General features: G+C 66.9%; 35 protein-coding genes and 1 tRNA gene. 19 read left to right on the top strand and 17 right to left on the bottom strand.

The window, feature by feature from the left end; translation table 11 throughout:
• Window positions 1–61 precede the first annotated feature (61 nt).
• Both ftsX and ftsE read right to left on the bottom strand, forming a co-directional pair.
• A complete protein-coding gene (gene ftsX, locus RAC81_RS11630; protein WP_375082488.1) occupies window positions 62–976 on the bottom strand; it encodes a permease-like cell division protein FtsX in 915 nt (304 codons plus the stop codon).
• Complete coding sequence (ftsE, locus tag RAC81_RS11625; RefSeq protein WP_375082487.1) at window positions 973–2040, bottom strand: cell division ATP-binding protein FtsE; 1068 nt, start codon at window positions 2038–2040, stop codon at window positions 973–975. The genes ftsX and ftsE overlap by 4 nt, the downstream gene beginning before the upstream one ends.
• A 155-nt stretch (window positions 2041–2195) precedes the next feature.
• Between ftsE and RAC81_RS11620 the strand changes: the two genes are divergently transcribed.
• Complete coding sequence (locus tag RAC81_RS11620; protein WP_375082486.1) at window positions 2196–3623, top strand: DUF2510 domain-containing protein; 1428 nt, start codon at window positions 2196–2198, stop codon at window positions 3621–3623.
• A gap of 73 nt (window positions 3624–3696) precedes the next feature.
• Here RAC81_RS11620 and prfB read toward each other — a convergent pair whose 3' ends face one another.
• Window positions 3697–4806 carry a peptide chain release factor 2 gene (prfB, locus tag RAC81_RS11615; RefSeq protein WP_375082485.1) on the bottom strand — a complete coding sequence of 370 codons (1110 nt, stop codon included), beginning with the start codon at window positions 4804–4806 and terminating at the stop codon, window positions 3697–3699.
• Window positions 4807–4914: 108 nt separating this feature from the next.
• On the opposite strand from prfB, the gene RAC81_RS11610 reads away from it, so the two are divergent.
• Together RAC81_RS11610 and RAC81_RS11605 are read left to right on the top strand one after the other, a co-directional pair.
• Entirely contained in the window at window positions 4915–6144 is a 1230-nt protein-coding gene (locus RAC81_RS11610) for an MFS transporter (RefSeq protein WP_375082526.1), read from the top strand.
• Entirely contained in the window at window positions 6141–6692 is a 552-nt protein-coding gene (locus RAC81_RS11605) for an NUDIX hydrolase (RefSeq protein WP_375082484.1), read from the top strand. Before RAC81_RS11610 ends, RAC81_RS11605 begins: the two co-directional genes overlap by 4 nt.
• Before the next feature lie 742 nt (window positions 6693–7434).
• On the opposite strand, the gene RAC81_RS11600 is transcribed toward RAC81_RS11605, so the two are convergent.
• From RAC81_RS11600 to RAC81_RS11585, 4 genes are all read right to left on the bottom strand, one after another.
• Window positions 7435–7845, bottom strand: a complete 411-nt coding sequence (locus RAC81_RS11600) for a hypothetical protein (protein ID WP_375082483.1) — start codon at window positions 7843–7845, stop codon at window positions 7435–7437.
• Entirely contained in the window at window positions 7842–8276 is a 435-nt protein-coding gene (locus RAC81_RS11595) for a TadE family protein (RefSeq protein ID WP_375082482.1), read from the bottom strand. The genes RAC81_RS11600 and RAC81_RS11595 overlap by 4 nt, the downstream gene beginning before the upstream one ends.
• Window positions 8266–8598 (bottom strand): TadE family protein, encoded by a 333-nt coding sequence (locus RAC81_RS11590; protein WP_375082481.1) that lies wholly within the window; start codon window positions 8596–8598, stop codon window positions 8266–8268. The genes RAC81_RS11595 and RAC81_RS11590 overlap by 11 nt, the downstream gene beginning before the upstream one ends.
• A 316-nt stretch (window positions 8599–8914) precedes the next feature.
• Window positions 8915–9316 (bottom strand): arsenate reductase ArsC, encoded by a 402-nt coding sequence (locus tag RAC81_RS11585; protein ID WP_375082480.1) that lies wholly within the window; start codon window positions 9314–9316, stop codon window positions 8915–8917.
• 83 nt (window positions 9317–9399) lie between these two features.
• On the opposite strand from RAC81_RS11585, the gene RAC81_RS11580 reads away from it, so the two are divergent.
• Window positions 9400–9774 carry an ArsR/SmtB family transcription factor gene (locus RAC81_RS11580; RefSeq protein ID WP_375082479.1) on the top strand — a complete coding sequence of 125 codons (375 nt, stop codon included), beginning with the start codon at window positions 9400–9402 and terminating at the stop codon, window positions 9772–9774.
• Between the two features lie 148 nt (window positions 9775–9922).
• Window positions 9923–10741, top strand: coding sequence for a D-alanyl-D-alanine carboxypeptidase family protein (locus tag RAC81_RS11575; protein WP_375082478.1), 819 nt, complete (start codon window positions 9923–9925; stop codon window positions 10739–10741).
• 90 nt (window positions 10742–10831) lie between these two features.
• Here RAC81_RS11575 and RAC81_RS11570 read toward each other — a convergent pair whose 3' ends face one another.
• On the bottom strand, window positions 10832–11125 hold the full coding sequence (locus RAC81_RS11570; RefSeq protein ID WP_375082477.1) for a DUF3263 domain-containing protein: 294 nt from the start codon (window positions 11123–11125) through the stop codon (window positions 10832–10834).
• A 35-nt stretch (window positions 11126–11160) separates the two neighbouring features.
• Here RAC81_RS11570 and RAC81_RS11565 point away from each other — a divergent pair, with 35 nt between their 5' ends.
• The 6 genes from RAC81_RS11565 to RAC81_RS11540 all read left to right on the top strand — a co-directional run bounded on the left by RAC81_RS11565 (window position 11161) and on the right by RAC81_RS11540 (window position 13616).
• On the top strand, window positions 11161–11352 hold the full coding sequence (locus RAC81_RS11565) for a hypothetical protein (RefSeq protein ID WP_375082476.1): 192 nt from the start codon (window positions 11161–11163) through the stop codon (window positions 11350–11352).
• Between the two features lie 61 nt (window positions 11353–11413).
• Window positions 11414–11722, top strand: coding sequence for a hypothetical protein (locus tag RAC81_RS11560; RefSeq protein WP_375082475.1), 309 nt, complete (start codon window positions 11414–11416; stop codon window positions 11720–11722).
• 205 nt (window positions 11723–11927) lie between these two features.
• Window positions 11928–12266 (top strand): ATP-dependent DNA ligase, encoded by a 339-nt coding sequence (locus tag RAC81_RS11555; protein ID WP_375082474.1) that lies wholly within the window; start codon window positions 11928–11930, stop codon window positions 12264–12266.
• 53 nt (window positions 12267–12319) lie between these two features.
• Window positions 12320–12595, top strand: a complete 276-nt coding sequence (locus RAC81_RS11550) for a hypothetical protein (protein WP_375082473.1) — start codon at window positions 12320–12322, stop codon at window positions 12593–12595.
• A gap of 68 nt (window positions 12596–12663) precedes the next feature.
• Window positions 12664–12939 carry a hypothetical protein gene (locus RAC81_RS11545; protein ID WP_375082472.1) on the top strand — a complete coding sequence of 92 codons (276 nt, stop codon included), beginning with the start codon at window positions 12664–12666 and terminating at the stop codon, window positions 12937–12939.
• A gap of 41 nt (window positions 12940–12980) precedes the next feature.
• A complete protein-coding gene (locus RAC81_RS11540; RefSeq protein WP_375082471.1) occupies window positions 12981–13616 on the top strand; it encodes a hypothetical protein in 636 nt (211 codons plus the stop codon).
• A gap of 68 nt (window positions 13617–13684) precedes the next feature.
• Here the strand turns inward: RAC81_RS11540 and RAC81_RS11535 are convergent, their stop codons facing one another.
• Genes RAC81_RS11535 through RAC81_RS11510 form a run of 6 tightly spaced genes read right to left on the bottom strand, consistent with a single transcriptional unit; the run spans window position 13685 to window position 16105 of the window.
• Window positions 13685–14095: a hypothetical protein gene (locus RAC81_RS11535; RefSeq protein ID WP_375082470.1), complete on the bottom strand. Its 411-nt coding sequence runs from the start codon at window positions 14093–14095 to the stop codon at window positions 13685–13687.
• A gap of 19 nt (window positions 14096–14114) precedes the next feature.
• A complete protein-coding gene (locus tag RAC81_RS11530) occupies window positions 14115–14426 on the bottom strand; it encodes a hypothetical protein (protein WP_375082469.1) in 312 nt (103 codons plus the stop codon).
• A gap of 44 nt (window positions 14427–14470) precedes the next feature.
• Complete coding sequence (locus RAC81_RS11525) at window positions 14471–14932, bottom strand: hypothetical protein (RefSeq protein ID WP_375082468.1); 462 nt, start codon at window positions 14930–14932, stop codon at window positions 14471–14473.
• Window positions 14929–15309, bottom strand: coding sequence for a hypothetical protein (locus RAC81_RS11520; protein ID WP_375082467.1), 381 nt, complete (start codon window positions 15307–15309; stop codon window positions 14929–14931). Before RAC81_RS11520 ends, RAC81_RS11525 begins: the two co-directional genes overlap by 4 nt.
• Complete coding sequence (locus RAC81_RS11515; protein ID WP_375082466.1) at window positions 15309–15764, bottom strand: hypothetical protein; 456 nt, start codon at window positions 15762–15764, stop codon at window positions 15309–15311. Before RAC81_RS11515 ends, RAC81_RS11520 begins: the two co-directional genes overlap by 1 nt.
• The gene (locus RAC81_RS11510; RefSeq protein WP_375082465.1) at window positions 15764–16105 is read right to left on the bottom strand and encodes a hypothetical protein; all 342 of its coding nucleotides are present in this window, start codon (window positions 16103–16105) and stop codon (window positions 15764–15766) included. Before RAC81_RS11510 ends, RAC81_RS11515 begins: the two co-directional genes overlap by 1 nt.
• 312 nt (window positions 16106–16417) lie before the next feature.
• On the opposite strand from RAC81_RS11510, the gene RAC81_RS11505 reads away from it, so the two are divergent.
• The 3 genes from RAC81_RS11505 to RAC81_RS11495 all read left to right on the top strand — a co-directional run bounded on the left by RAC81_RS11505 (window position 16418) and on the right by RAC81_RS11495 (window position 18253).
• Complete coding sequence (locus RAC81_RS11505; RefSeq protein ID WP_375082464.1) at window positions 16418–16663, top strand: hypothetical protein; 246 nt, start codon at window positions 16418–16420, stop codon at window positions 16661–16663.
• Between the two features lie 112 nt (window positions 16664–16775).
• Window positions 16776–16988, top strand: coding sequence for a hypothetical protein (locus tag RAC81_RS11500; protein WP_375082463.1), 213 nt, complete (start codon window positions 16776–16778; stop codon window positions 16986–16988).
• Window positions 16985–18253: a hypothetical protein gene (locus RAC81_RS11495; protein ID WP_375082462.1), complete on the top strand. Its 1269-nt coding sequence runs from the start codon at window positions 16985–16987 to the stop codon at window positions 18251–18253. Before RAC81_RS11500 ends, RAC81_RS11495 begins: the two co-directional genes overlap by 4 nt.
• A gap of 150 nt (window positions 18254–18403) precedes the next feature.
• Here RAC81_RS11495 and RAC81_RS11490 read toward each other — a convergent pair whose 3' ends face one another.
• Window positions 18404–18604: a hypothetical protein gene (locus RAC81_RS11490; protein ID WP_375082461.1), complete on the bottom strand. Its 201-nt coding sequence runs from the start codon at window positions 18602–18604 to the stop codon at window positions 18404–18406.
• A gap of 170 nt (window positions 18605–18774) precedes the next feature.
• Between RAC81_RS11490 and RAC81_RS11485 the strand changes: the two genes are divergently transcribed.
• The 4 genes from RAC81_RS11485 (at window position 18775) to RAC81_RS11470 (ending at window position 20912) form a co-directional block, all read left to right on the top strand.
• Window positions 18775–19149 (top strand): hypothetical protein, encoded by a 375-nt coding sequence (locus RAC81_RS11485; RefSeq protein WP_375082460.1) that lies wholly within the window; start codon window positions 18775–18777, stop codon window positions 19147–19149.
• Window positions 19146–19538 (top strand): hypothetical protein, encoded by a 393-nt coding sequence (locus tag RAC81_RS11480; protein WP_375082459.1) that lies wholly within the window; start codon window positions 19146–19148, stop codon window positions 19536–19538. Before RAC81_RS11485 ends, RAC81_RS11480 begins: the two co-directional genes overlap by 4 nt.
• Window positions 19535–19906 (top strand): hypothetical protein, encoded by a 372-nt coding sequence (locus RAC81_RS11475; protein WP_375082458.1) that lies wholly within the window; start codon window positions 19535–19537, stop codon window positions 19904–19906. Before RAC81_RS11480 ends, RAC81_RS11475 begins: the two co-directional genes overlap by 4 nt.
• Window positions 19907–20135: 229 nt before the next feature.
• On the top strand, window positions 20136–20912 hold the full coding sequence (locus RAC81_RS11470; RefSeq protein WP_375082457.1) for a hypothetical protein: 777 nt from the start codon (window positions 20136–20138) through the stop codon (window positions 20910–20912).
• Between the two features lie 12 nt (window positions 20913–20924).
• Here RAC81_RS11470 and RAC81_RS11465 read toward each other — a convergent pair whose 3' ends face one another.
• A complete protein-coding gene (locus RAC81_RS11465; RefSeq protein WP_375082456.1) occupies window positions 20925–21311 on the bottom strand; it encodes a hypothetical protein in 387 nt (128 codons plus the stop codon).
• Window positions 21312–21522: 211 nt separating this feature from the next.
• On the bottom strand, window positions 21523–21966 hold the full coding sequence (locus RAC81_RS11460) for a hypothetical protein (RefSeq protein ID WP_375082455.1): 444 nt from the start codon (window positions 21964–21966) through the stop codon (window positions 21523–21525).
• Window positions 21967–22085: 119 nt separating this feature from the next.
• On the opposite strand from RAC81_RS11460, the gene RAC81_RS11455 reads away from it, so the two are divergent.
• A tRNA-Leu gene (locus RAC81_RS11455) sits at window positions 22086–22167 on the top strand.
• The last annotated feature ends 4 nt before the right edge of the window (window positions 22168–22171 follow it).

Here is a 22171-nt window from a genome sequence, read left to right as displayed (position 1 = left end):
GACGACGACGTCGATGACACGATCCGTCACCGAGCAGCCTGTCAGTCTATACCGATGCGGGTCAGGTGCGGAGCCAGCGCCGGATGGCGAAGCCCGCCGAGAGCGCGGCGAGCACGACGCCGATGACGATCAGCACGGGTACGACGACCGCGGCGTCCTGCATCCCGATCCACGTCGTGATGAACGGCACACGCCCGCGCAGGTAGCCGTTGACCCCGAAGTGCACGCCGGCCACGACGGCCGCACTGGCGAGAACGGAGCCGAGGAAGGCGGCGAACACGCCCTCCAGCACGAACGGCGTCTGGATGAACCGGTTAGAGGCGCCGACGAGGCGCATGATGCCGATCTCCTTGCGTCTCGCGTACGCGGAGAGGCGGATCGTGGTGCCGATGAGCAGGATCGCGGCGATGAGCATGAGCACCGCGATCCCGACCGCGATGTACGTCGCGACGGTCAGCGCCGAGAACAGCGGCTCGAGGTACTGCAGCTGATCCGTGACCTGCTCCACCCCCGCGACCCCGCCGAAGGCCTCGGCGATCACCTGCGACTGCCCCGGGTCCTTCATCGTGACGAAGAACACCTCGAACGCCTGGTCAGGGGTGATGACGCTGGCCTGCTCCTCGCCGAGCTGCGCCACGAGCTTCGCGTAGGTGTCCTCCTTGCTGTCGAAGGCCACCTCGCTGATGAGCGGAGACAGCGCGTCGCCCTCCAGCTGATCGCGCACCGCGTTGACCTGGTCCTCGGTCGCCGCGCCGTCGATGCAGGTCTCCGACTCCGAGATCGACGAGCACATGTACACGGCGACCTGAGCGCGCTCCGACCAGTAGCCGCGCATCGTGCCGATCTGCGACTGCATGAGAATGGCCGCGCCGACGAAGGTCAGCGACACGAACGTCACGAGCACGACCGAGATGACCATCGAGATGTTGCGACGGAGGCCGACGAGGGCCTCGGTGAGGATGAGCCCGATTCTCATGACGTCGGCCCCACCTTCTCGTCGCCGTCGTCCGAGAGGCCGAGGCGGTCGGCGACCCCCAGTTCTGCGACGTCGACCTCGGGGAGCACGATGGGGTGCGTGCGCGGCGGGGTCTGCGCGGCGGGTGCTTCCGCAACCACCGGCGCCTCCTCGACGGCCGGCACGACGGGCGCGGCCTGCGCCTCCGGCGTCTCGGATGCGGTGGGCACGGCGTCGGGCGCGGCGGCAGCAGCCTTGCGCTGCGCACTGAGCTCCTCGGCGAGGGCGGCGCGCACGACCGACAGGTCGGCGGTCTGACGCTGCACCTCCTGCACAGCGGTGAGGGCGGCGGCAGCAGCAGCTCCGCGCACCTCCTCCGGCACGAGGCGCGGGATCTGCGAGGTGTCGCCGTAGCCGCCGTGAACCTCGTCGCGCACCATGACTCCGTCGCGGAGCTCGATGACTCGTCGCTGCATCTGGTCGACGAAGGCCGCCTCGTGTGTCGCCATGAGCACGGTGGTGCCGCCCGCGTTGATGCGCGCGAGCAACTGCATGATGTCGACGGAGGTCGCGGGGTCGAGGTTTCCGGTCGGCTCGTCGGCCAGCAGCACCTGGGGACGGTTGACGAGCGCACGCGCGATCGCGACGCGCTGCTGCTCACCGCCCGACAGCTCGTGCGGCATCCGCTTCTGCTTGCCGTCGAGGCCGACGAGGGCAAGGGCTTCCGGCACTGCCTGCTGGATGAAGCCGCGCGACGACCCGGTCACCTGCAGGGTGAAGGCCACGTTCTGATAGACGGTCTTCGACGGGAGGAGTCGGAAGTCCTGGAACACCGATCCGATGTGCCGGCGGAAGTAGGGGACCTTGCGGTTGGCGAGCGAGCGCAGGTCGCGACCGAGCACGGCGACACGACCCGAGGTGGGCACGTCCTCGCGCAGGATCAGCCGCAGACACGACGACTTCCCCGACCCCGAGGCGCCGACGAGGAAGACGAACTCCCCGCGCTGGACCTCGAAGTCGACGCCGGACAGAGCGGGCCTGGTGGTCCCGCGATAGCGTTTCGTGACGTTCTCGAACCGAATCATGGCGATACGAGCCTAAGTGCGCTGATTGCTCCGCCCGCGAGCGACACCCCTGTGGCCCCCTGCGCGTCGTGGCGCACTGCTATACATGATGTGCCGGTGTTCAGCGGCACATCCGCTCCGTGCCGATCGCACGGACGATTCTTCGAGGGGGACCCATGACGACGCCCGCAGGCTGGTACGACGACGGATCCGGACGTCAGCGCTGGTGGGACGGCACGCAGTGGACGGAGCACTTCGCTCCGTCCACGGATGCCGCAGATCCGGGTGTCTCGCAGACCGCGGACTCGTCGTCCGCCGCCGACGCCTCGAGCGCTGTCTCCTCCACTGACGAGTCGAGCGTGCCGGAATCGGCCGCTGCCGCCGAGACGGCGGCCGCCGTCGAGTCGATCTCCGCCGTCGAGAGCGGTTCGTGGGAGCAGCCGTCCACGGGCGCCCCCGCTCCGTCCACCGAGCCGGCATACGGACAGGCGCCGTCCGACGACGCCACGCCGTCTGACTCAGCCTCCTCCTCCGCGAGCACCGAGCCACCGGCGGCAAGCGAGCAGGCCTCCGCCGAGCAGGTCTCCGCTCCCGAATCGGCAGCGTCGTGGTCGGCGCCGAATGCACAGAACGGCGCGGACACGTCGGTGTACGGCGCGTCCGGCACCGAGGCGCCCCCGTACGCGAACCCTGCGCCGTCGTATCCGGGAGCCGCGGCGTCCTACCCGGGATCGCCCCAGCCGCCGCAGTCGCCCGGCTACGGCGCGCCGACGTACCCCGGCTCCGCACCGTCCTATCCGGGAGCGGCTGCGTATCCGGCGGCTGCGCCGACGGGTGCGTACCCCGGCGCCTACCCCTCCGCTCCCGCCGCACCCAAGCCGTTCTCCGTCGTCGGGATCATCGGTCTGGGACTGGCTGCACTCGGATTCATCCTCGGCTTCATCCCGGTGCTCAACGTCGTGGGGTTCGTCCTGCTCGGCGCGGGTTTCATCGTCTCCCTCATCTCGCTCTTCCTGAAGGGGCGCAAGTGGCCCGGAATCACCGGTCTGATCCTCTCGGTGGTCGGTACGATCATCGCCGCCGTCGTCGCCTTCGTCTTCTTCGTCGCGGCCGTCGCGACGGAGAGCGTGCGTGACTTCCCGAGCTCGCCGCCGTCGAGCGACTCCAGCACGGACGGTTCAGAGGATGACACCTCGACGCCGACCGAGGTCGTGGAAGGCACGCTCGGCGAGCCCGTCACCATCGAGCAGTACTCGGGCACCAGCGAGATCACGATCACAGCCGCGACGTGGAGCGCGACCGACGGCACTGACATCCCGTCGACCAACGGCGGGTTCGTCTCCCTCGATGTGACCGTCACCGGTCTCGAGGGCACGAGCTACGTCAACCCGATCTACTTCGCGATCGAGACCGCCGAGGGAGCAGAGGGCACGTACGATTACTTCGCCGACGGCCAGCTCGGCAGTGACGACCTCGAGGCGGGCGATTCGGTCAGCGGCAAGGTCACCTTCGACGTCGCGCAGAGCGCCTCGTACACGGTCGTCGTCACCGACGAGATGTTCCAGGAGGTCGCGCGCATCACGGTCACTCCGACCGCCGGCTGAGACCCGACGACGAGAGAGGGCCGGAATCCCCGAGGGGTTCCGGCCCTCTCTCAATGCAGCTGGGCAGAGGAGCTCAGTCCTCTTCCTTGCGCTTGCGCCAGCGGATGCCGGCCGAGATGAATCCGTCGAGGTCGCCGTCGAACACCGCGGCGGGGTTGCCCGACTCGTGGCCGGTGCGGAGGTCCTTCACCAGCTGCTGGCCGTAGAGGAAGTACGAGCGCATCTGGTCGCCCCAGCTCGCGGTGATGTTGCCGGCGAGCTCCTTCTTCTTGGCCGCTTCCTCTTCCTTCTGCAGCAGCAGGAGGCGGGTCTGCAGCACGCGCATCGCGGCGGCGCGGTTCTGGATCTGCGACTTCTCGTTCTGCATCGACACGACGATCCCGGTCGGGAGGTGCGTGATGCGCACGGCCGAGTCGGTCGTGTTGACCGACTGGCCGCCCGGGCCCGACGAGCGGAACACGTCGACGCGGATGTCGCCCTCGGGGATGTCGACCTCGGTCGCCTCCTCCATGAGCGGGATGACCTCGACGGCCGCGAACGACGTCTGGCGCTTGTCGGCGGAGCCGAAGGGACTGATGCGCGCGAGACGGTGGGTGCCCGCCTCGACCGACAAGGTGCCGAAGGCGTAGGGCGCGTCGATCTCGAACGTCGCCGACTTGATGCCGGCGCCCTCCGCGTACGACGTGTCCATCACCTTGACCGGGTACTTGTGCTGCTCGGCGTAGCGCAGGTACATGCGCATGAGCATCTCGGCGAAGTCGGTGGCGTCGTCGCCACCGGCGCCGGAGCGGATCGTGATGATCGCGGCGCGCTCGTCGTACTCGCCGTCGAGGAGGGTCTGCACCTCGAGCTGGTTGATGACCTCGGTCAGCGCGGCGAGCTCGTTGCGGGCTTCGATCGCGGAGTCTTCGTCGCCCATCTCGTTCGCGAGGTCGACCAGCACCTCGAGGTCGTCGAGGCGGCGTCCGATGCCCTCGATGCGCGCGAGAGACGACTGGCGGTGGCTGAGGGCGCTCGTGACCTTCTGCGCGCGCTCGGTGTCGTCCCAGAGGTCGGGAGCGCCGGCCTCTTCACTGAGCTTGGCGATGTCGGAGCGGAGCGCATCGACATCGACGACCTCGCGGATGTCACCGTAGGTGACGCGAAGGGCCTGGATGTCGGCGGAGAGATCGAGTTCGAGCATGGCGCATCCAGCCTAACGTGCCGCCTGCTCGGGCGGGGACGGTCCGCGAACGGGAGTAGCGTGAAGGGAGTGAGCGGTGCATCCACGGTCCTGAGGCGTTTCGGGCCGATGGTGTACGTTCCGACGATCCTCTTCTCCCTCGGCGAGGGCGCGGTCATCCCCCTCATCCCGGTCATCGCCGCCTCGATGGGCGCGGATGTCGCCTTCGCCGCCCTGGTCGCCTCGGCGCTCGTCGTCGGGCAGCTGTGCGGCAACCTCCCGGCGGGGTGGGCTGTGGCCAAGATCGGCGAGCGGTTCACGATGGTGATCGCCGGTGTCGTGGCGATCGGGGCGGGCGTCGGCATGGTGTTCGCTCCGTCGCCCGCAGTGCTCGCGGCATCCGTCTTCCTGCTCGGCTTCTGCGCGGCGGCGTTCGGTCTCGCGCGGCACGCCTTCATGACGACCCGCGTGCCGATCGCGTTCCGTGCGCGCGCCCTGTCGCTGCTGGGCGGCAGCTTCCGCCTCGGCGTCTTCATCGGTCCGTTCGTGGCCGCCGGCCTGCTGCAGCTGTTCGGTTCGGAGAGTGCCGCGATCTGGTTCTTCCTCGCCTGCCTGGTCGTGATGGTCGTGCTCGTGCTGTTCGGGCCAGACCCCGAGAAGACGATTCCGCCGACCACTCCGGTGCGCACCGCTCCCCTGGTGTCGGATTCGGGCGAGCCGGTCAGCGGATCGATTCCCACCGCTCCGCGCACCGGTGTCCTCCGCACGATGTGGCGGCAGCGCACGGTGCTCTCCCGGCTGGGACTCGCGGCCGCCTCTCTGTCCGCCGTGCGCTCTGCCCGCCAGGTGGTGCTGCCGCTGTGGGGTCTCTCCCTCGGACTCGACGCCTCCACGATCGCCCTCGTCGTCGGAGTCTCCGGCGCGATCGACTTCGCTCTCTTCTACGCCAGCGGCCAGGTGATGGACCGGTTCGGCCGGCTCTGGGCGGCCATGCCGGCGATGCTCCTGATGGGCGCCGGGTTCGTCGCGCTGTCCCTCACCCACGATCTGGACGCATCCGTGCTGTGGTTCGGCATGTTCGCCGCCGTCCTCGGCGTCGGCAACGGGCTCTCCAGCGGCATCCTGCTGACACTCGGGGCGGACGTCGCTCCGAAGCGCGAGCCGGCGGCGTTCCTGGGCTCGTGGCGGACGCTCACGGATGCCGGTGGCGCGGCCGCTCCGCTCCTCGTGTCTGGCATCACCGCCGTCGCCTCCCTGCCGATCGCCGCCGCCGCGATGGGCGTGATCGGGCTCGTCGGCGCCATCGGGTTCATCCGATGGATCCCCCGGTTCGTGCCGCGGACGAAGGGCGACGCGTGAGTATCCTCGGCGCCGATATCCGCCGCCTGGTCGCCGCCTTCCCGGTGACCTCGGAGCAGGACCGGGCGGTGCAGGAGGACTTCGCCTCTTTCTTCTCTCACGACGACGGACCGGTGCAGCGCGACGACGGACCTCGCCATGCGACGGCGTCGGCGTTCGTCTTTGACCCGACGCTCTCCCGCGTGCTGCTCGTCTTCCACGGCAAGGGACGCTTCTGGGTGCAGCCGGGCGGCCACCTCGAACCGGGAGATCGATCGATAGCGGATGCCGCGCTCCGAGAGCTGTCCGAGGAGACGGGCATCCTCGCTCCGCCGCCCGGCGACGCGTACGTCTACGACCTCGATCATCACGAGCTGTCCGCCGCGTTCGGCCGGTGCGCCTCACACCTCGACGTCGGGGTCGTGTTGGTCGTCGCCGACGACGGCGCGCTACGGGTCAGTGACGAGTCGGAGGACGTGCGGTGGTGGCCGATCGACGCACTCCCCGACGAGGTGCCGCCCCAGTTCCACCGCCGCGTGGCGCACGTTCTCGCGCGGCTGCGCGGCTGAAGAGGACTGCTGCGCTATCGCTGCGACTTGGACGGCGCGGCCGCCTGACACCTGAGCCCGACTGCGGAGACGCCGTCACCGGTCTGCTCATATATTGCGAGCGCGACCATGCTCGGGCTCCAGGAGGACCGCACACGCCGTTCATCGGTCGGGCCCGCGGGAGCCTCTGCGGTTCGCGCGAGTCAGTAGCGCGATCGCCGCGGCACTGATGGCACCGACGGCGATCCCCAGATCCGTGTAGACGGGAGCGAACACGGGGTTGAGGATGCGCGGGATTGCCGACAAGACGGATCCGACGGCGAGGACTGCACTGAACACTCCTCCGGCGACACCACCCCGCGAGAAGTAGACCAGGGCTGCCACTACATATACGGCTGCCGCGATACTTGCCCACGCCCAGAGCGGAATGGGTATGAACCACCCACCGAACAGTGGCCACGACCAGCTCAAGAGCCAGACTAGGGATCCAGAGAATACGACCCACCGCCCAGCTCCCGGGCTAGAGGGCGAAGCGGGCAGCGTTCCGAGGGCAAGAAGCAGGAAGCCAAGAAACTGAACGGTGAAACCGAGGAGGATGCTTCCTGGCCCGGTCTGGGCGCCCGGCCGCTCTGCACGCAGCTCACCCCGGAAATCAACCCGACCATCGTCCCGTTCGTCGCGGCAGCCTTCGACTCCGGGGACTGGTCCGTGCTCGGGCGCCTCTTTCCCTGATCCCTGTCGGGGACCGTGGCGAGCCGATCCGTCATCGCAGCGCGGTGCGGCTCGTGGCGGTGGCCTCGAGGCGCACGCCCTCCGGCACGAAGAGTGACACGATCGGCGGGTGCCAGTCCGTCGCGATCGTCACCCGGGCCGAGACTCCATCGGGAGCGGTCGCCGCGACCAGGGCGGCTCGCCCCGGCATCCCGTCCAGCACGGCTGTCGCCTGCTCTCGCACTCCCCCGTCGGTGAGCCTCGCGTGCACGTCCTCGCCCTCCACCACGACCGTGAAGCCGTCCGCTCCGGCGAGCGCGGCGGAGTCGGCGAGCGCATCGAGGCGCTTCTGCGCGATGTACAGGTCGGTCGCGGTGGCGGCGACCACGACAAGCGCGATGGCGAGCAGGGCGTAGCCGAGTGCGAGAAGGAGCACACTGCCGGCATCGTCGTCTCGATTCACGACGCACCCCACAGCCGGGACACCTTCTGCACCGCGACTCCCTCGACGGGGATGGATGCCGCAACGTCGAGCCCCATCACCGACGGGACCAGCGGGAGCGGGACCCGGGTGGCGACGGTCACGGTGACGAGCGCGCCGGGCGCGGGGCATTCGGCGGCGCGCGGGGCGCATGTCACCGACACCTCCAGCGACCCGCGCTCGATCCCGTACTGGTCGGCGATGTTCTCGACGACGCGGTCGCCGTGCGCGGCTGCCGTCTCGGCATCCGGTGCGCTCGCGATCACGCGCGCGAGATGACGGGCCGCTGCCTCGGCACCGAGGGTGTGCTCCTGGATGCTCCCCAGCGCGACGATCAGATACACGAGCGGTACCAGCAGGATCACACCGACCGTGATGAACTCGAGCGCGGCGGACCCGCGATCATCGCTCATCGAACGACTCCGCGGGGGCTTCCGCATCGATGTTCATCGCCGAGGGGATGCCGATCAGACCGATGACCGGCAGCGCCGTGCGGATCCGCACCACCACGACTTCGCGCCCGCTCTCCTCCACCCGCGCCGCCGAGACGTCGTCGGCGTAGGCGGAGCCGATCGCCTGCGTGATCACCTGGCGTGCGCGGGCCGCGCCCTCCTCCGGAGAGACGTCGGCGAGCGCCGCGTGATGGGCGCCTTCGATCGCCGCATCATGAACCACGTTGCGCACGTACACAACGAGTGCGAGCTGCAGCACCGCGAGTGTCAGTGCGGTCAGCATCGTACCGACCATCACGAACTCGACCGGGCTGGATCCACGATCGTCTTCCCGGAGGCGGCGCATCAGGCGCACGCGCTCACAGACCCGACACGCGCTGGATCGCCTGCTCGAACAGCGCGCTCAAAGCCGGACCCGCGACAGCCCAGATCAGCACGACCAATCCGGCGGTCATCAGTGTGACTCGTGCCTGATGACACAGCGCCCTCCTGGCGATTGTCAGGAGGGCGCAGTGATCTGATGGCTCAGCAGCAGGGAATGCCGCCGCAGCACGGCTCGGTCTCTGTCATCTCGTCACCTCCCTCGATTGACTTCGATGTCACTCGGTCAAGCTCCGCAGAAGCTCGCGTACGCGCCTCTCGATGTCGTCGCGGACCGATCGAACGAAGGCAACGTCCTTCCCGGCGGGGTCCGAGAGCTCCCAGTCTTCGTAGCGCTTTCCCGGAAAGATTGGGCACGCGTCGCCGCATCCCATAGTGATCACGGCGTCCGCGTCGCGGACGTCTTCCGTGAGAAGCATCTGCGGCACCGCTTCGGAGATGTCGATCCCCTTCTCACGCATGACTTCGACCGCAGCAGCGTTGATCTGTTCCCCGGGCTCAGACCCGCCTGACCGAACTTCAACCGAGCCGCCGCTGAGCTCCCGCGCGAAGCCAGCAGCCATTTGGGAGCGCCCGGCGTTATGGACGCAGACGAATAGGACGATGGGCTTGCCACTCACGCGAATCTCCTTGATCGATGATCTTCGATGTAAGCCTGAGCCAATACATCGACGTTTGTCAATGTATGTGGCACGATGGGTGCATGACGATGACAGAGCAGCTACCTCTTCGCGACCTCGCGGCCTGCTGTTCGCCGGTCGTCGGAAGCCCGATCGACGCTGCTACCGCTGAGCAGGCTGCGCTCGCCTTGAAGGCCATAGCCGATCCTGCACGGCTTCGGATCCTTTCGATGGTTGCCGCTCACATTGATCGCGAAGCCTGCGTCTGCGACCTCACCGAGCCGTTAGGCCTGCAACAGTCGACGGTCTCTCATCACCTGCGTATCCTCGTCGATGCCGGGCTGCTATCTCGAGAGAAGCGGGGAACCTGGGCCTACTACAGCCTCAATCCGGGGGCACTCGATTCCATCTCAGGGATTGTTGGCAACCTCGGCGCGCCAGCTCGGGGTGACGCCTAACCCAGGGTGCACCCCCTGTCATCAGTGTGAACGTGCCCCGATCCCGCATCGAGATCACTCAGCCCTCACGACTCCGACCAGTCCCCGATCTGACGAGACGAAGGCACCTCGTTGCGACCGGTGCGCAGCGGTCGTGTAGCGTATCGACGTGCTCACCCCTCCGTCGCCAGCTCACCCGGCACCGAAGCCACTCACGCGGAGGAACTTCCTAACCGCCTCGGCGATTGCGGCACTCGTTGCGGCGGTTGGTTCACCCTTGGTCAGCGCGGTGCCCGCTCAGGCGGCCTGGGGCGGGTACCAGAACGGCTACATCCCCCTCTCTGCGCTCAGCCCGATCCCGTGGGCCTCCCAGTACCGCCTGCGCACGGACGCGGTAGACGCATTGATCGCAATGAATGTGGCTTTTCGAGGCAGCTTCGGCCATGACCTGCCAATCAATGATGGATACCGAGACTTCGCCGGACAAGTTGCCGCAAAGGCTGAGTACGGTGACGAAGCCGCGGAGCCCGGTACGTCAAACCATGGCTGGGCCGTTGCGATAGATGTCGGCGACCGCAACCACTACCGCCTCGGGTTTTCGCACCCGTTCTACTTCTGGCTCAAGTCGAACGCTGCCGGATATGGCTGGATCCACCCTGGCTGGGCTGAACCCGGTGGCGTCGGACCGGACGAGGCTTGGCACTGGGAATTCAACGGAAACTACAGCGGCGGGTCCCCCGCCCAATCGGAGGCAACAGTGGAAGCGATCGTCAAGGCACCCAACGGGACAATCGTTCATTTGGCCTACGGGACGAAAACCAACTTCGGTAGCGCCGAGCAATACAACAACTTCAGGATGCAGGTGAACACCCTGCGCAGTCTCGGAGCAACGGACCTGATGCCTCTTCCGGAACTCTCCACCGTCCCAGGCGTCACGTGGGACACGTTCACCTTCCTCACTCAGTACATCGGGGCTCCCGCTTCGTAAGCCACGTGCGGTGAGCGTTCAGCAGACGAGGGTTGCGGCCCTGTCATCAGTGTGAACGTGCTGTAATCCCCACGCGGGAACAGGCGCCACTCACGAATGTGACGCGTGCCTGATCCCACAGACCCTCGACTCCCGCGCAGCGGCAAGGATTGCTGCCCGCTCGCGTACTCGTCGAGCCGTGAGCGGATCTGCTGCGATCCCGTCCGCGCTTCGTGCTGCCCGGCCGAGCAGCACGAAGTAACGGGTCGGAGTGATGCCTAGCTCGCGGCGGGTGCGCTCATCGCGACTCGGGGTGTGGTGTGGGTGGGCGGCTTCGAAGGCGAGGATTTGCTCATGCGTCACACCCACCAATTCTCGTCCCGACCACCGGCACCCGGCCTGCATTGCCGCAGTCCTTCGCGTGTGGGATGGTGGTCGACATGCGGATCTTCCTCGCGGTGTACGCGGTACTTGCCCTCGCCTTCGCGGTGACGATCGGGATCATCACCGGCGGCACCGCCTCCGCGATCATGGCGCTTCTCGGAGCCGGCCTGGTAGGCGTCGTGCTCTGGCTCGTCATCCGCGCTTTCTTCCCCGACCGGTCGCGGACGGACGTCGGCCCGAGCACCTAGACTCGATGTCCTCGGCCGGAGGAAGGATGATCCGGCCATGCCCCGAGGGCTAGCTCCCGACGTGATGCTGACCGTCACGCTCGACGCAATCTGCTCACGCAACAGGTACACCCGCGATCCGGCTCCGGTGATCGACGAGCTACGCGCGGCTGCCGGCGATCGGCACGACCTGCTCGTCGAGGCGGTCGGCACGTGGGTCGGGTACTTCGAGGACGACTACACGCGGATCCTGTGCAATGCGCTGCGCGAGCTCCCTGAACTCGACCCGTGGATCGCGCTCGGCGCACACCGGCGCGCGATGCCAGATCATCGGACTCCACCGCCGCCGCCCGGACACGGTGGCGCACCGATGACCATCGTGGGACTATGACGCCATGGGGACGGGCAAACCCCGCTGCAGCAATCGGGTAGCGCAGCGGGGTGCGCTCGTCCATACGATCGCGTCGTGATCGCGCAAGGGGGTAGCGGAAGCTGCGCAACCCTGCGATGGTGAACCATTCTCACGCAGCGATCCTTCGGGTTGCGCCTCTTGACACAGGTTTCCGTGGAGAAGCCGATCAGAGGAAGCACCCATCATGGGCAAGTTCATCTACGAGGGCGGACCGAAGGTCGATATCAATGACCGCGCCCTCACGCACCTGCAGCTCGTCATGACCGCGAAACTGAGGCGTGGAGAACCGTTCTCGTTCACGTGGAAGGAAGACTCCAGCCTCGGCGGCGGTCGGGTGACGTTATGGATTCACCCCGGTTCCTCGATGGTGTTCAAGTACGAGGGGAGCGCGCACTCGGCTATCAACCGGGCGTGGGTGGACGCGCTTGCTTCCGCAGCGAACGCGCCGACCGGTCTCTATCTGGTTTCCGAGCCGCCCAACGTCAGCAACCACGACCAGAGCCCTGAGGGTGCATCAAATTGACAAGCTTGGCAACCCCCTCCGAGGTCCCGCGCGAGGCACCTACGTTCATCCACATGGGGCCGCACACGCAGGATCAAACTGAGATCTTCATAGACGGTCTCAGCTACATCCTCGCGGTCAGTGCAGACGTTGATGCAGTACAGCACGACGTCGAGCGCGCCATCGCTACACCCGGCCAGTTCGTGCAGTTCACCGCATCAGGGGAACGCCAAGTGCGTGTACTCGTCACCCCTCAGAGCCACGTCTCGTTCGTGACAGAGGATGTGACGGTTGAGTCCTCCGACGCCGTGATGGCTCGTAACGACCAAGGCGACTGGGACTTCCTCTAAGCGGCCGGGTCCGCCTCAAGCGCGAGCTCGTCGCAGACCGCGTGGCCGCGCGACCCTAGGCTGGTGTGATGCTCGTCGCCCAGATTCGCCCCATCGAGAAAACCACCGTCGATGTGATCGGCACAACACTCGAAGACGTCATCACTCAGCTCGAAGCACAACGCCAACCAGGGTTCGATCTCGTCTCAGCTCCGGTGCGGATGCTGAAGGGTGAGGCGAAGATGGAGGCGACGGGCACGTTCTCCCGCGTCGACGGCATCCGCGAGATCGAAGCCGATGACATGAGCACGTTGCGGGCGAAGGTCCCCGACGGCTGGCGCATGCTCTCACTCCGACGTTCCTGAGGCGCACGTCGCAGTCGACCCCCTTGGTGCATACTCAGACCATGAAGAAGCAGCTCGCTGGATACTGGTTTCTGATCTGGGCTCTGGTAGTAGCGACAGGGGTCGTTCTCTGGGCGGTGTTCCCGCGAGAAGGCAGCGGCACTGGCGACGGGAACGAAGGAATCTTCGAGCTCCTTCTCGGGCTCGTGGCAGGCGCCGTCCTGACGGTGATCCCGCAGGCGATCTTTCGCGGGATGGACCGAGCGCGGCGGACTCGAGCCGCTGCCGTCCTCTTGCGTAGTGACTTCTTCGCGTACCAGGTCTGGATCGAGCAGGGACTGAGGGACTCGAAATGGGGGCCGACCCCGAAGGAGATCTCGACCGTCGACCACATCGCGGACCTGGCGCACGCGTTGCCCGACTGGGACGAGTGGCAGACGATCGGTCAAGCTCGCCGGTACACAAATCGTATGGTTGGACTGAGCAATAGGCCCGAGATCGACAACGAGACTCGACGACACGGACTCATGACATTCGACGCCATCGATGAGGCGATGGAAGTGCTCGCGAAGATCGACGATGGACCGGCCGAGCCTCATGGGTCGAGGGAATCGGTGGTAGCCAACTCCGCACCTCGCGGAGGCAAGGAAGTTCCATCCGGGAACGACGCACAGGGCGAGCCCGATCCGTTGCCGTGACTGAACGCGAAGAAGACCCCCACCCGGCCGGAGCCAGGTGGGGGTCCCTCAACATCTCGCGCCTGTCGCTATTCCACCAGGACAATCTGCGCAAACTCTTCGATTCGCGTCTTCTGGTCGACGGTGAGACTTGACTCCATATCGTGCATGTGCACCTTCACCTCGTGCACTGCTTGCTCTATGGACTTCTGCGTTTCACGACCGAAGGTCAAGGCGAGAACGCCAGCTAACAGACCCGATACTCCCACCACGATCGTTGCAGTCGGAACCCAACTCTGGCTGACACTGGACACGAGGTATGGGAGCCAGGAGAGCAGCGCAGAAGCGCCGATTCCGATGAGTGCCCAGCCCAGGTTCGACCACTGTCGGCGATGCCTTTTCAGGGTGGAGATTTTCTGTTTGAGGCGCGCCCACTCCTTGACTCGCACCGGGAACATCTCCTCCCCCTGCGCCGGCACGAACATCGACGGAGCGGGCATGTTCGTGATCGTTCCCGCGTCACTCATCGTCGTGTGCCCTCAACGTGTCGTCGTCCGTGTAGTCCTCCATGCGGAGGATCCCCGTCTTGATCGCACTGAACGTGTACGTAAGCCCACAATTTGAGCAGATCACCGGGAAGATCGGAGTGACGGAACCCCCAGGACCGCCGAAGACCAAACTACCGCCGTTGAACGTCCGGAGCTCGCTTGTAAGACCTAGTTCCCAGTTGTTAGTACCGCAGATCGGGCAGATCTTCTGGCCAATCCACCGGCTGTTCAGCCATTCGAGCGCTCGATTCGCCTCTGCCTGCTGTCTCTGCGTCACGTCCACGAGGTCAGCATATTGGAAGCGTCGTCGTCGACGGCGAACGTGGATCAGCGCAGATCGCGGCGCAGGAGCGAGCGTTCGGTGCCGATCTCCTGCAGCCTCTCGGACGCGCCGATTGGCTTCCACAGGCCGTAGTGGAGGCCGACGGCGATGAGAAACGTCGGGAGCGCGAGGATGAGACCTTGGCCGATGTCGTAGGTGGTGCCGGCGGTGATCGCGGCGCCAAGCTCGGTGAGTAGCGAGGTGGCGAGCGAGAGGATGGCGAGGAGCGTCGCCTTCACACCAGGGCGAGTGATGGTCTTGGTGACCAGGCCGACGAGCAGCGGAAGCACGGTCGACAAGACGAGCTGGATCACCAGCACGGGGTCGAGGGTGAACGCGATGACGGCCGCCGTGGCGACGATCGCTGGCGCGGTGCCGTCGGAGGCATGCGCCGGCGCACCGATGAGGGTGAGCGCGGCGAACGCGAAGAACACGCCCAGCAGGGCGCGACGGAGCAGGGTCTTCATGATGGTTCTCCTTTGGTGGAGGGACGTGCGCGGCGGAGCCACGTCGGGGGGATGGTGTCTTCGATCAGGGCGATGTCGGACGGGTCGAGGTCGGGGCCGTGGTCGGTGGGCCACTGGCGGGCGATGGCGCGGAGGATGCGGGCGAACGCGGACGACTTGAGGCGGTCCTTCTCGGTGAGGGTCGCGACGTCGGCCTTAAGAGTGGTGATCTCGGTCCACGCGCCCTCGAGCTGCTCGCTGACGCGGGCGTCGATCCTCGCGTCGAGCGCGGTCTTCGCGTCGGTCTTCGTCTTGCCGCGTGTGGCGAAGAACGTGAGCACGGCGCCAAGCGCGAGCGCTGCAGCTCCGATGACTGCGATGACGGTCTGGGGGTCCATCAGGCGTCCCCCTCTCGCCGTTCCTTGATCTCCTCGCCGAGAAGGGTGAGCCGGAAGATCGGCAGCGGCAGGGCGAGAGTGATGATGAACGCGACGAAACCGGCCGACGCGGCCGGGTTCGCGCGGAACAGCACGACCGCGCCGGCGTATGCAGCGAGCAGAGCGACGAGCAGCACCTTCCCGCAGATCTCCCACTTCCACAGCCGGGGGAACGCGACTCCGAGGAGACAGATCACCGCCACGACGGTCAGCAGGATTCCCATCGTGTCGATGAGCGGCTCGTCGAACAGCTCGTGAAGGACCGGCGACCCGAATAGGGCCGCCCAGATCCCCGCACCGATCGCGATGAGGTCGTAGACGGGCAGCCAGACCCGCTTGAGCGACCGGTACTTCCACTCATCGGGCGGGATCGCGTCCGGGTGCCAGATCGATGCCCGCCACAGGCGCCGCCGCATCAGCTTCTCGCTGCCTTGATTGCGAGCGCGACCTTCTGCACCTGCTCGAGAGTGGCCTGGGCCTGGTCCTGCTCGCCGCGGATGGCGATCCCCTCCGCCGTGAGCCGCGACCAGAATCGGCGGTCGGTGCCCTGAGCGTCTCCGCGGAGCACTGCCTCGACGGCCGCCCACGGGATGTTCTCCGACTGCAGTTGAACCGTCAGGTCGTCGTTGCTGCATTCGATGATCGCGCCGTGGCGCTTCTCGAAGGTGCCGACCATCGACGGCTGGCTGACGTAGTAGATCTTCTCGAAGCCGAGGACGAACACGGCCCCGGTGCTGGCCCAGCGGATGAGTGCCATCTCGTCCTCCTTGTGGACGTCGGTGGGACGGTTGGTCGTCCCGGGATTGATTGCGACGGCACCGAAAGCCGGCACCGTCCACGCGGGGTTGAAGTCGCCGACATAGAATCGAAGTAGCGAGAGACGCGGCCCGTAGGGCACGCCAGTTCGCTTCACACGAGGCAAGCGCTGACCCGCTCCCAGATGGAGCAGGGTCCGGAAGATCGCAGGCGTCAGGCCGTAAGACCCGCTCGGGCAGGCAAACCGACCAGGCGGGCCGTCACCAGTCCAACAGCGGGCGTGTGTCACTTCGATCCCGAAGGACACGCCATCATGGCCACTCCCACCTTTCTCACCAAGGCGGAACTCGCCGCCACGATTCAGCGAAGCACCCGCACGATCGAGCTGTGGCTTCGCAAGGGTTACATCACCGGATACCGTGACGAAGACGGCACCCTGAAGTTCCACCTCGAAGCCGTCGAGCTCGCGATGAGCCTGCAGCCATTCAAGATGCGCGACGGACGCAAGCGCGGCTCTGGCACGGTCGTGCCGATGCCGATTCAGGCGGTGCCCGAATGAGCACCGCGATTCAGGCCACTCCGGCCATCTCTCCCCCACCCCTCACCCTCTCGGATGAGCAGTGTGCCCGCATTGCGGCTCTGCTGTCGCTCACGCTCCCGGGTGCGAAGTCGTGAACGCCGCTGACGAGCGCCTCGCCGCCGAGATCGCAGAGGCAGAGCGCATGCGCGCCGAAGGCATCGCCGAGTTCGATCGACTCGCGCTTCCGCGGTCGTCGCCGCTGCACCTGAGCGAGCGCGAGCGGGCAGAAGCTGACGAAGCTCTGCGTGACTTCCACGCGCGCGCGGCTGCGGGCGAATGGCCCTACAGCGAGGAGGAGTCGTGAGCAGGTTCAGCGGACTCGTCGTGGAGGTGACGGATCGCAACTTCCGCCGCACCCAGTACCGCCCCTTCGACGGCGATGAACGGCTGCGCAGCGCACCCTCAACGAGGCGTGCAGCAATCCTCGATGATGCGCGGATCACCGACGCGACAGGCGTCACGATCACAGGCAAGGTGCGGCAGAGGGTGGTCGATCGACTGATGATCGACACCGAGAGCATGCGCCCGATCTTCGATCCGACAACGGGAGGTGCGATGACGAGCGCCTACATTCCCGGCCTTTGGAATCACGGCACCGTACCGGCCTTCATCGGCCCGAAGGGATGGGGAAAGACGAAGCTCCTGTTCGGGGAGCTCGCCCCCGCGCTGCTGATCCCGGATAGGCAATTCCTCGGCGCGTTCGAGCCTGCCCAGATGACCGAGGTTGAGCGTGCCCGCGACGTCTGGATGATCAACTCGGAGACACGTCCCACGGCTGTGCACGAAGAGCTGATCGCGGGTGGCCTGACGTTCGCTCGTCGCAACGGCGTGCCCTGCTACGTCGGCCCTTTCGGACTCGATGCGGGCGTGCTGATCATTGAGCACCTTCCCGCCGGCGGCGGAGCTACATCATTCGACCTCACCGACCCGGCGAAGCTGGGCTGGTGGGAAGAGCGTCTCATCCGTTTCACAGGCACCTACGAGCCGCCCCTCGTCGTCGTTGCCGATGGCGTCTCCGCCATGCTGGGGAACGACACCAACCGCTACGGCGCGTTCACGTCGGCGTTCCGAAGGCTCTTGCAGGAGGCGGGCATCCCGAACGGGCTGGGCGTGCTGCATTCTCCGATGGATCCGAGGGTCAACACTCCGATGAACGGCCTTGAAAGCATGGGCGAGTGGGACGGCATGTGGATCGCTCGGGCGGATCGGTTCCCAATCTTCCCGACGACTCCGCGCCACTTCCTCACGCTGCCGCGTCTCGGTGACCCAATCGTCCCCGAGGCTCGCGTTGGCCTCGGAGACGACGGCAGGCTCACTCTCGGCGCGGCGTCCGCGGGGAAGGCGGCATCGCTCGCGACTCCCGTCGCCTCCGAGCGGGATCGCTTGCTGGGAAGGCTCACCCGCGACTGGAAGTGGACGAAGGAGGTGTGCGGCACTGGAGACGGCTACACGAGCGGATCCAAGCTCCTCAAGGTGTTGGCGTCAGAGGGGCTCATCGAGTCGAGGATGCATCAGGAGGGCAAGACGCGCGGCACGCAATGGCGTCTGTCTGCGCCCGACGACGACTGACTCTCGGGATTCGTAGCTGGACCGTTCGTGCCACGTGCGAGAGGGCTACGGGTGTTCGGGTTCTCTTAGAAGCTCTGGGGGTGCGAAGCTCACCCTTCTAAGAAACCCGAAACCCGAAACCCGACGCCGGGTGCGACCAGACGAAGGCCGTCAGATGCTCGCGATGAGCGGCGGGTACTCGCTCATGTGCCGCGAGAATGCCGCGAAGCGCGCATCGGCGTCCTCGATCTTGTCGACGGCCGCGAGCGAGCGCGCGGCGCGCGTCGAGCGCATGGCGTCGGTAGCCGTCCGGGGACGACCGGCCCCCAATGTCATCGACATCGTGCGCGCGGACATCTGCTGAGTGCTCATCGGGTCTCCATCCCTCGAATGCGCATGTGGTCTGACCACAAGAATACCCCGTACCCCCAGGGTGTACCACAGGAATACCTGCCGTAGTACGCTTGCCCCATAGGGCACATGCCATCGCCCTCGAAGTTGCTGCTGGCAGTAGGGCCGAGCCTGATTGAACAGGTTCGCTCATGCCCACGAACTCCGCCCCTTCCTCCGTCTCTCAGCCCGCGCGCTCGTCGGTCGCTCACGACGACCGCGCGCAGGTCGCCTCGGTCCGGCATGCCGGGCGACCCCGGCCCGTCGCGCGTGCGGAATCGGATCCTCCCGCGCGCGACGGGCACCCCGAGCAGTACACCCCCACCCCGGAGATGGTGCACGCGCGCATCCGTCGAACGGCAATGGTGCCCGCGATCATCACCGTGCCGTGCCCGGATCACGACGCCGAGGTCGGCCAGCCCTGCTACGTCCTCGGTGAGCGAGGCGCGCGCGGCGTGTGCGGCGTGTGCGGCCCTCGGATCGAGGTCTGCGCCGAGCGCGTCAAGGCTAGGATCGCGCAGCGATGAGCACGCCCGCAGACCTCCGCGCCCGACTCGTGAGCAGCCAGCAGGCGGCGAGTGCCGTGCCGATCGTCGGGCTCCTCGGAACTCCGCCCGCCGGGACGCCAGACGGCTTCTCCGCGTGGGCGGTGGGTGCCCTGTTCGGTGAGCGCCACATCGTGATCCTGCCGACGCTGAGCAGCGATGCTCCCGCCGTCGTCCTGGATCGCGTGGTGACTCGTGTGCTCGCAACCGCGACCGGCCGCTGCCCGCTGTGCGGGCGCGCGGCGAACGTGGACGTGCTGACGCCCGGAGTCGTGGACGTACGACACGACGAGGGCTGCCCCGCGATCTTCGGGCCCGAGGACTCGCGATGGTTCCCGGCCCTCACCAGCCCAGAGGAGGACGACCGATGACGAGGAAGTACGCGCCGCGGCTCATCCCGGCGTCACATCAGGTCACCCAGAGTGCCGACCGCTACCGCGAGAGCCAGCGCCCGGACCCCGCGCCCGAGAGCACGCCCGCGCCGGCCGCTTGGGAGGCGAAGCCCGAGCCCGAGGCGGCGCCGCGTCCGAAGCACGGTCGTGTGCCCCGCGGGTTGAAGCCGCCCGCGCCGCCGCAGAAGTCAGCGGTGCTCGGCATGTTCGACAAGGCGTTGCAGTCCACGCCCGACCCCGACAAGAAGCGCCGCCTCCGCGCCGCTCAGCGTGAGATGAGCGCGCAGATCACGCGCGAGATCGCAGACCTCCCACCGGGTGCCGACCCCAGCGCATACGGCTACTGACCATCGAGCGACAGGACGAACCATGCCTATCCCCACTACCTGCACCATCGAGCGCTCTCCGTGGACGTCGTTTCCCTCGGGCACGTTGCCGTGCGCGAGTTGCGGCGTCGTCGTAAGCACGACACCGGACACCGAGGTCGAAGCCATCCAGGTCTTCGGCCGAACCCGCCACGAGGGGTACGCACCGCCTCGCCACGATCTGTATGTCACGCGCTGCGACAGCTGCCGGATGATCCGTCAGGCGGCGGTCGATCTCCTCCATGCTCATCCCGCGGTGCGGCAGCGGATCGGCGCGGCCGAGATCGCGGTTCACCGCCTCGAGTCCGCTCTGTGCGCACTCGATGCCGTCGGCACGACAGACGCCAAGACGATCGATCTGCTGACGGCGAGCGGAACGAAGCTCAGCCGACTGATAAACGCTCTCACCGCGCCGGGAGTGCACGCGCGGTGGGCGACTCTGGCCCGCTCGGCAAGCTTCGCCAGCGCGCCCGCCACACCGCCCTCCCGGGCTCGATGGGCGCACCTGACCTCCGAACAGCGCCGGGAGCTCCGGAACACGGCAGCGGGGCTCCTGGCGCGCCACATCGAGAAGCCGGTGGACGTGCAGTGCGTCGACTACGACGGCAACCCCTCGGGATGCATGCTCTGCGGCGTCGGCGCGGTGCAGGCGTTCCGAGCGGACGCCGACAGCGTGTGGACGCTGATGTCAGCGGACTCCGCGAGTATCGGCGGTCCCGGCCGCGCCGACACGCTCGACGGCGTGGTCTGCCCTCGGTGCGATCACGCGATCGACCAGGCGCACGGCGTCGGACAGTCGGCGATGACGCTGAGCGTGCGATCGTTCCTCGGCGTGCCCGCACACCTGCGCTCGCTCGACAACCTCGACGGCCTCATCGGGTGGGCGGCGCTTCCTGCGCGCAGCGCGCCCAACCGCGAGCCGTGGGGTCATCTCGACCTCGGAGCGCTCCGAGCGTCGGCAGATCTGATTCTCGGGCGCGCGTCGTAGCGCCGCGACCATCTAGTAGCTGAGCGAGTCCAGCCCAACCTCGACGCCGACGAGGATCACACCGACAACAGCACCGAGGATGAGAATCCACTGGCGGTGAAACTCCTTCACCGAGGGCGCGGATGGCATGACGCTTTCGTTGAGCGCCTTCACCGTGCCGAGCCATGGGTCGAGGCCGTTAGCTTCGAGCAGAGCCATGCGCCGCTCGGTGAGTTCCTTGAACTTCTCCTGCACCCGCGGATCGCCGTCTTGGACAGCTGCCACTCCTGCCTCGTACTGAGCCCAGACCCTGCGCGCTGCTCGCGCTTTATGGTCCTGCGCAGAGAGGTCGATCAGCGTACCGATGCCGACGTACAGCGCCGCAAGGACCGGGACGAGAGCACCGAAGAATGCGAGCATGACCCGAGGCTAGCGTCAAGGTGGGACACTCGATCCTCGACGCGCTCCCCGGCGCTCAGCGCTTGCGAAACGGCGCAGAATCGAAATTCGAGATCGGACGTAGCACTCTCAGCCCTAGGACGTGAGAGCGTCGCTGGTGGCGTCTGGGGGCGGTTGAGTGGGAAGCAGTCGCGCAATCACGAAGATTGAAAAATCCCTGATCAGAAATATGTCAAAATCGAGACTTTGACCCGTCGGGCAGCGACGCGTCGACGAACGGTTGGCTGATGTCGACCCGGCGGCCGCTGGAGTGCAGCATCCGCTCGACGAGATCGCGCAGTCCCTCCGGTGTCAGGCGCAGATCGATCCGCTCCGCCACTCCGTGACGGGCGACGTGGATGCTGTCCGGGCCGTTCAGCCAGATCTCCTCGATCTCGGGGTCGTCCAGTAGGGGCTGCAGAGCACCGAATCCGCCGAGCGACGCGAGCACGTCGCGAAGGCATCGTTCTTCGTCGTCGACGAGCACGCCACCCTGAGTCAACGCCAGGTCGTTGAAGCGACGCACCTCGGCCTGCGCCACCGCTCGGGCGGCATCCGCGTCGAGAGCCGGCTCGATGCCCTGACCGCGCAATCGCGCGCGGACGCGCTCGGCGATGACGACGGAGGGCTGATTCACCCGAGCATCCTCGCAAGGATGCCGGGCGCGCCGCCGGACTTATCCACACTGTCCTCATACGGCTGCGGGCGGATCCCCAGCCACGCGCGATGCCCCGGTCAGTAGACTTGTGCCACCGCGCGGGAGTGGTGAAATTGGCAGACACGCAGGATTTAGGTTCCTGTGCCTCAGGGCGTGTGGGTTCAAGTCCCACCTTCCGCACCGA

The organism is Microbacterium sp. CR_7 (genome assembly GCF_041954755.1).
Classification (GTDB): Bacteria; Actinomycetota; Actinomycetes; order Actinomycetales; family Microbacteriaceae; genus Microbacterium.
This window is presented reverse-complemented; position numbering and strand designations above follow the sequence as displayed.

Coding starts and splice junctions, on each gene's coding strand:
- ftsX (WP_375082488.1), bottom strand. CDS start 976: ATGAGAATCGGGCTCATCCTCACCGAGGCCCTCGTCGGCCTCCGTCGC.
- ftsE (WP_375082487.1), bottom strand. CDS start 2,040: ATGATTCGGTTCGAGAACGTCACGAAACGCTATCGCGGGACCACCAGG.
- RAC81_RS11620 (WP_375082486.1), top strand. CDS start 2,196: ATGACGACGCCCGCAGGCTGGTACGACGACGGATCCGGACGTCAGCGC.
- prfB (WP_375082485.1), bottom strand. CDS start 4,806: ATGCTCGAACTCGATCTCTCCGCCGACATCCAGGCCCTTCGCGTCACC.
- RAC81_RS11610 (WP_375082526.1), top strand. CDS start 4,915: ATGGTGTACGTTCCGACGATCCTCTTCTCCCTCGGCGAGGGCGCGGTC.
- RAC81_RS11595 (WP_375082482.1), bottom strand. CDS start 8,276: ATGAGCGATGATCGCGGGTCCGCCGCGCTCGAGTTCATCACGGTCGGT.
- RAC81_RS11590 (WP_375082481.1), bottom strand. CDS start 8,598: ATGCTGACCGCACTGACACTCGCGGTGCTGCAGCTCGCACTCGTTGTG.
- RAC81_RS11580 (WP_375082479.1), top strand. CDS start 9,400: ATGACGATGACAGAGCAGCTACCTCTTCGCGACCTCGCGGCCTGCTGT.
- RAC81_RS11570 (WP_375082477.1), bottom strand. CDS start 11,125: ATGCAGGCCGGGTGCCGGTGGTCGGGACGAGAATTGGTGGGTGTGACG.
- RAC81_RS11565 (WP_375082476.1), top strand. CDS start 11,161: ATGCGGATCTTCCTCGCGGTGTACGCGGTACTTGCCCTCGCCTTCGCG.
- RAC81_RS11555 (WP_375082474.1), top strand. CDS start 11,928: ATGGGCAAGTTCATCTACGAGGGCGGACCGAAGGTCGATATCAATGAC.
- RAC81_RS11550 (WP_375082473.1), top strand. CDS start 12,320: ATGGGGCCGCACACGCAGGATCAAACTGAGATCTTCATAGACGGTCTC.
- RAC81_RS11545 (WP_375082472.1), top strand. CDS start 12,664: ATGCTCGTCGCCCAGATTCGCCCCATCGAGAAAACCACCGTCGATGTG.
- RAC81_RS11540 (WP_375082471.1), top strand. CDS start 12,981: ATGAAGAAGCAGCTCGCTGGATACTGGTTTCTGATCTGGGCTCTGGTA.
- RAC81_RS11535 (WP_375082470.1), bottom strand. CDS start 14,095: ATGCCCGCTCCGTCGATGTTCGTGCCGGCGCAGGGGGAGGAGATGTTC.
- RAC81_RS11525 (WP_375082468.1), bottom strand. CDS start 14,932: ATGAAGACCCTGCTCCGTCGCGCCCTGCTGGGCGTGTTCTTCGCGTTC.
- RAC81_RS11520 (WP_375082467.1), bottom strand. CDS start 15,309: ATGGACCCCCAGACCGTCATCGCAGTCATCGGAGCTGCAGCGCTCGCG.
- RAC81_RS11515 (WP_375082466.1), bottom strand. CDS start 15,764: ATGCGGCGGCGCCTGTGGCGGGCATCGATCTGGCACCCGGACGCGATC.
- RAC81_RS11510 (WP_375082465.1), bottom strand. CDS start 16,105: ATGGCACTCATCCGCTGGGCCAGCACCGGGGCCGTGTTCGTCCTCGGC.
- RAC81_RS11505 (WP_375082464.1), top strand. CDS start 16,418: ATGGCCACTCCCACCTTTCTCACCAAGGCGGAACTCGCCGCCACGATT.
- RAC81_RS11490 (WP_375082461.1), bottom strand. CDS start 18,604: ATGAGCACTCAGCAGATGTCCGCGCGCACGATGTCGATGACATTGGGG.
- RAC81_RS11485 (WP_375082460.1), top strand. CDS start 18,775: ATGCCCACGAACTCCGCCCCTTCCTCCGTCTCTCAGCCCGCGCGCTCG.
- RAC81_RS11480 (WP_375082459.1), top strand. CDS start 19,146: ATGAGCACGCCCGCAGACCTCCGCGCCCGACTCGTGAGCAGCCAGCAG.
- RAC81_RS11475 (WP_375082458.1), top strand. CDS start 19,535: ATGACGAGGAAGTACGCGCCGCGGCTCATCCCGGCGTCACATCAGGTC.
- RAC81_RS11470 (WP_375082457.1), top strand. CDS start 20,136: ATGATCCGTCAGGCGGCGGTCGATCTCCTCCATGCTCATCCCGCGGTG.
- RAC81_RS11465 (WP_375082456.1), bottom strand. CDS start 21,311: ATGCTCGCATTCTTCGGTGCTCTCGTCCCGGTCCTTGCGGCGCTGTAC.